Below are 6,519 nucleotides of genomic sequence, written 5' to 3' on the forward strand. Positions count from 1 at the left end.
TATGTCAAGAATAGTGATAGCACTTGGGGGGAATGCCCTCCAAGCAAACCCAAAAGATACTACTGCAAAGGCACAATTAATAACCGCAAAACAAACTTCAGAGACTATTGTAGATTTAATCGAAGAGGGTCATGAGATAATTGTTGCTCATGGTAATGGACCTCAAGTAGGTCAAATCGTAGCTAATTATGAAGCAGCGGCGTCTATAAATAATAGTCCAGTAATGCCTTTTCCTGAATGTGGTGCTATGAGCCAAGGTTATATAGGATATCATCTACAACAAAGTATTAGGGCAGTGATGAGAAGAAGAGGAATAAATAAAGAAGTTGCTACAGTAATTACTCAAGTAATAGTAGATCCTAAGGATCCAGGATTTAAGAATCCAACTAAACCAGTAGGTTCTTTTTTTACGCAGGAGCAGGCGGAGAAATTAACAGCTGAAAAAGGATATACAATGAAGGAAGATTCTAATAGAGGGTGGAGACGAGTTGTGGCTTCACCATTACCAATTGATATTGTTGAAGAACCTATTATTATGACATTAGTTGAAGCTGGACATATTGTTATAACTGTTGGTGGAGGAGGTATACCAGTAATTGATAAAGGAAACGGTGACCTTGAAGGAGTGCCAGCTGTAATAGACAAAGACTTTGCTTCTTGTAAAATAGCGGAATTAATAAATGCTGATCTTCTTGTTGTGCTTACAGCAGTTGAACAGGTTGCTATTAACTTTGGTAAACCTAACCAAAAGAATCTTTCAAGTATGACTATAGAAGAAGCTAAAACATATATAACAGAAGGACAATTCGCTCCTGGCTCTATGCTTCCAAAAATAAAAGCGGCTCTTATCTTCGTTGAAGCAAAAAAAGGTAGGAAAGCAATTATAACCTCTCTTGAGAAAGCTAAGGATGCAATAAGTGGGGCAGCAGGAACAGTCATCATAAACTAGTTTACATATAGATTATATGATGACAAAATAGCTACAAATGTTTATATAAAATAATTTTTTATATGAGACATATTAATTTAGGTGATACATACTTAGTATTATTTAGTGCTACTTTAGTTTTTTTTTTCAAGAGAGTTTTGTTGTTATCACTCCAGTATTAATTACTGGAGTATTTTTGGATAGAGTATCGTTTAAAAGCTATGTTATTATCGGTATAGATATGATGATTAAGAGGTGATGCTACACTATTTAATGAAGCATCACCTTCAATTCGTAATTTAAATCTACAAAATTAAAAGCTTACGAATTTAAATTTATTTTACAAAAATTATAAAAATGATTTTAAACTTTTATGTCGAATTAGTCATATAAATATTAATTTACTAAAGTAAATGGAGATGATTTATATGATACAATTCAGTAAAAAAGATAAAGATAAAGTTTTAAATGCGATAAAGCAAGGTAATATAGATGATGTTGATATCGCTTTCCCAACTTAATAGATACTATCACGCTATCACAGCAAAAATGAAATTAAAGACAAGTCTAACTGATGTAGCCTTTGCAGTTACGAATTCAGAATTATTGTCTGAATTAGATTGGAATATATGGGATAATGACAGAGATTTAGAAAAAGGTCTTTTAGAATAAGGTACTATGCGAAACATGATAAATAAATATGAAGCTAAAGAAATTATAAAGTCTTATAATGAATATGTTCAGAATATTATAATGCCATAACTTAAAATATTACCTCATATACAGAGATTAGATTGTACAAGAATATTAGTAAACTTGAATAATTCTAACTTTTTTATTTCATGGATTAAATGTTCTAAACCTAGTAGCAAACCTATTCCTCCATAAAAAAGAATTATTAGGATTATAAAAAAATTAATAGGTTCTTATAAAAAAAGCTGATATAGTGTTTTAAAACTAGTATATAATACTGCAGAAGTAGTACAATATTTTTATATTAGGAAAGATTTACTAAAGAAAATTAACGGAGTGATGTTATGTTTAAGGTATTCAATTTAGAAACTAGTGAAAATTTTGAATATTATTTAGAAAACAGTAAAACTTGCACTGTTTAATAAAATAATAGAATAATAGAATAATAATATGGATTATAAGTAGATTAGGATATTGTGCTTATTTAGGAGGTAGTAAACAATAAAAAAAAGACTTATAATTGTGTACTAAATTTATTCATAACATCAAGGGCATTAGTGCAAAGTTATGCAAGTACAGATGATTCACTGAAAAGTACACAATTGTGTAGCAACATAGACAAATATGATGTAAAGAATAAGTTCATAAGCATAGTACTAGTTAATGTATTAGACACAGAGAGAGTCTATTTGGATATTCTGAAGGAGGAATTTATTCAACAGTTGTTGATTTGTACATATGTCAGAACTCACTATTTGAAGGAAAATTAATTAGTTTGTCATCAGTAAGCAAAATGATGATTCCATATTTTAATACTTATGGATATGGATCTATAGTAATCTATAAGGTAGAATGAACTTATTTGCTTACGGTCGAGTATCGAAGTAAATATAAATTGCTATTAGAAGAAATGAGAAGAAGAAAATAACAACAAGAGTTAAAAAAAGATAATGCAACAGCAAGAACAGTTAAGTAATTATTAAAGTTATAAGAAGATGATATAATATGAGTGTATTTAGAAAACAATTTTCATATTTGTAGATTGAAAGTGTTTATTTGGACGGAATGGTATAACTAGATTAATAGTAGGCATGACAAAAAGACTAAATAGTTTCAACAAAATATTAGTGAAAGTTTCATACAAAGAATGTAGATTAGTTAAATTCTATGATTATAATTATGTTGGTATTTTGAGGAAAAATAGTTTCTAAAACAACAGATTGTGGGGACAGAAAGATGAAGATATCACGTCATGCAAAAATAATTGAGATCATCCATTCTAAAAAGGTTGAAACTCAAGAACAGTTAGCAGAAGAATTAAAAAACAATGGGTTTGATATTACTCAAGCAACTGTTTCTAGAGATATAAATGAACTAAAATTAATTAAGGTTGTGAATGCATATGGAACTTACAGTTATGTTACTAGTTCTCAGGGGGATAGTTTTTTATCTAATAAATTAGCTAATATTTTTTCTCAAACTGTTCTGTATGTTGATCATGTAGATAAGTTTATAGTACTTAAGACCATATCAGGGGCTGGAGCCGCCGCAGCAGAAGCTTTAGATTCTTTGAAATTCAATGGCATTGTAGGAACGGTAGCTGGGGATAATACTGTTTTTATTTTAGTTAGAAAAGAAGAAGATACAAAAGAGATAATACATCAGGTTAAAAAAATGATTAGTGAATATGAGAAATAAGTATGTACCTATAATTAAATAGTAAGCGAATTAAAATAATAATGAGTGGGGGGTAATTAAAATTCAAAAGTTAAAACTAAACACTATTCGTACTAAATTAATTATTAGCTTGGTATCAATTTGTATAATTCCATTAATTATACTAGGGATTGGGTCTTATAGACAGTCAAAGTCAATTCTTAACAATAAATTAACGTTAACAAGTACACAAACACTTACGGAAATAAATCATGGATTATCAAATTATTTAAATGGGTTTTCTAATATACTTTTATTAACATCAAATAATTATAATTTTGTTAATGTTGATACAAGTAATAATATAAATTATATACCTGATTTGTTAAAAGGCGTAGCAGAAAGTAACAAAGATATATTAGATATATCTTATGGAACTACCACGGGCAAATTTAAAACATATCCTAATGATAAAATGCCTGCAGGTTATGACGCAACTAAGACTGATTGGTATATGCGAGCTTTAGGGCAAAAAGGTAAAGTTATAATAACTCCTGAATATATTGATAAAGGAACTGGTAAGAGCGTAATTACACTTGCAAAAACAGTAGAGAAAAATGGAAAAGTAGTTGGTGTTGTAGAAATAGATTTAACATTAAATACACTTGCGCAGCAAATATCCACAAAGAAATTAGGAAATACAGGATATGTGTTTATAGCAGAGGCATCGGGTAAGGTTTTAGCTCATCCTATACAGAAACTTATTAATACAAATACGGCTTCTAAGTTACCATTTTGGAATACAGCAAAGTCAAAGAACAGTGGTTTTGTTAATTATGATGATATGGATTCAAGTAAGTTTGGGGTATATCAAACAAACGAATTAACAGGTTGGAAGTTAGTGGCTACTTTAGATCAAAGTGAACTATCTAATGACACAAAATTTATAATACATACAACATTATTAATAATATTAATAATGGGGTTAATTTCTGTAGCTATGTCATTAGTATTAAGTAAGGGGATAGCTTATAATATTCAAAAGTTAAAAGCGGTGTTTGCTAAGGCTTCTAATGGAGACTTAACGGTATCTATTAAAGCGTTAACAAAAGATGAATTTGAAGATTTAGCCACATCGTTTAATTTAATGATTAAAAATATATTAAGTATCATGAATAATGTTACGAACTCATCAAAGACGGTATCTGAAACATCCACAACTCTTGCCAGTATGTCGGAGGAGGTAACGGCTTCTATTAGTGAAGTTTCAAGTGCAATAGAGCAAGTCTCAATAGGGGCAACTCAGCAGGCTCAAAATGCTCAAGATGGTGCTTTAGCAATGGACGACTTATCAAATAGATTAGATAAAATTAGTGATAGCTCTAATGAAATGGATAAGATTTCAAGTGGAACTAAGGATTTAGGTTCGAAAGGACTCTCTATGATAGATACATTAATTGAAAAATCAAATAAAACTAAATCATCTACTAAATCAGTTAATGAAATTATTCAAGATATGAATGAGAGCACTAAGCAAATAAATGCTATTTCTGAAACATTAGTAAGTATTACAGAACAAACTAATCTCCTATCACTAAACGCAAGTATAGAGTCTGCACGTGCTGGTGAAGCGGGTAAAGGGTTTTCTGTGGTTGCTGGAGAAATAAGAAAACTTGCTGAACAATCAAAGAATTCAACAGAGGAAATAAAGGAAATTATAGCGAATATACAGAAAAAATCGATTGCAGCTGTAAATGCTATTAAATCAACTCAAACAGTAGTAAATGAACAGGATCTAGCGGTAGGTGAAACTAAAGAAATATTTAGTGAAATTTTAAAATCAATTGATGTAATGATCACTAAAGTTGAGGAGGTAAAAATATCGATTGTTGATGTAAATGAAAAAAAACAATCTACAGTGTTAGAAATTGAGAATATTTCAGCTATATCAGAACAAACAGCAGCTTCGTCAGAGCAAGTAACTGCTTCAACTGAAGAAATCACAGCAACCATGGAGGAATTTACAAAATATTTTAGTGAACTTCAAATATTAGCTGAGGGATTAGATACAGAAATAAACAAATTTAAAGTCAAATAAGATTTTTTAAAAGATTATATAACAAACTATGTTTTGCATATAAACGGGGTACCGTAAAATAGATTAGAATTAAGTCATAAGATATATAGATATAGATAACATCATCCTATTGAATGGTTACAACTAAAAAATAGTTGTATATCCATTAAGTGGGTGATTTTTTTGTGGAATTTAATACTGATATAATAAATTTTAATTATTTTACTAAAACTATTGAAAATTTACTAAAACAATGATAACCTATACATATAGAGAAAAAACTATTTATTATAGGGAGGAATACAATTATGATTAATAAAGTAAAAGATATGTTTAAAGAGGTTTATAAATGTGATGCTGAAAAGGTTTTTTTCGCTCCAGGTAGGGTAAATTTAATAGGAGAGCATACAGACTATAATGGTGGTAATGTTTTTCCTTGTGCAATAACTTTTGGTACTTACGCTTCAGTTAAAAAGAGAACTGATAAAAAGATAAGATTTTTTTCTGAAAATTTTAAAGAACTTGGAATAATGGAAATAGATATAGATGATATGAAATATAACAAAGAACATGACTGGGCAAATTATCCTAAGGGAGTAATTTGGGTTTTTGAGAAAAATGGCATGAAAATAGATAGTGGATTTGATGTATTATTTTATGGTGATATACCTAATGGTGCAGGATTATCATCCTCTGCATCTATCGAAGTAGTTACAGGTGTTATTTTGAAGGATTTATATAATTTTGACCTTAGTATGATAGATATCATTAAGTTTAGCCAAAAGGCAGAAAATGAATATGTAGGTGTAAATTGTGGTATTATGGATCAATTTGCTATAGGTATGGGTAAAAAAGACAAAGCAATTTTATTGGATACAAATACACTAAAATATCAATATTCAAGCATTAAGCTTGATGGAGCATCTATAGTGATTTCAAACACAAATAAAAGAAGGGGTCTTGCTGATTCTAAATATAATGAAAGAAGATCAGAATGTGAAACTGCTCTTAAAGATTTACAAAGTGAACTTAAAATCAATGCTCTTTGTGAAATAGATGAAGATACATTTGAAAAAAATAGACATCTTATAAAAAATAAAGTTTGTGCAAGACGTGCAAAACATGCTATTTATGAGAATCAAAGAACTTTAAAAGCTGTAAAAGC

The 6,519-nt window shown here is 29.4% G+C and carries 5 protein-coding genes; all 5 read left to right on the plus strand.

Annotated features, from left to right (window positions below):
• Nucleotide 1: 1 nt before the first annotated feature.
• A complete protein-coding gene (gene arcC / locus Q0649_RS11655) occupies nt 2–949 on the plus strand; it encodes a carbamate kinase (protein WP_298841913.1) in 948 nt (315 codons plus the stop codon).
• Nucleotides 950–1,477: 528 nt separating this feature from the next.
• Nucleotides 1,478–1,600 carry a hypothetical protein gene (locus Q0649_RS11660; RefSeq protein ID WP_298841916.1) on the plus strand — a complete coding sequence of 41 codons (123 nt, stop codon included), beginning with the start codon at nt 1,478–1,480 and terminating at the stop codon, nt 1,598–1,600.
• Between the two features lie 1,257 nt (nt 1,601–2,857).
• Nucleotides 2,858–3,319: an arginine repressor gene (locus Q0649_RS11665; RefSeq protein WP_298841919.1), complete on the plus strand. Its 462-nt coding sequence runs from the start codon at nt 2,858–2,860 to the stop codon at nt 3,317–3,319.
• 55 nt (nt 3,320–3,374) lie between these two features.
• Nucleotides 3,375–5,375 carry a methyl-accepting chemotaxis protein gene (locus Q0649_RS11670; protein WP_298841926.1) on the plus strand — a complete coding sequence of 667 codons (2,001 nt, stop codon included), beginning with the start codon at nt 3,375–3,377 and terminating at the stop codon, nt 5,373–5,375.
• 287 nt (nt 5,376–5,662) lie between these two features.
• Nucleotides 5,663–6,519 (plus strand): galactokinase (locus Q0649_RS11675; protein WP_298841922.1); only part of this gene is annotated, 857 nt, incomplete at its 3' end.

Origin of the sequence: uncultured Clostridium sp. (assembly GCF_937920395.1) — a bacterium.
GTDB lineage: Bacteria > Bacillota > Clostridia > Clostridiales > Clostridiaceae > Clostridium_AD.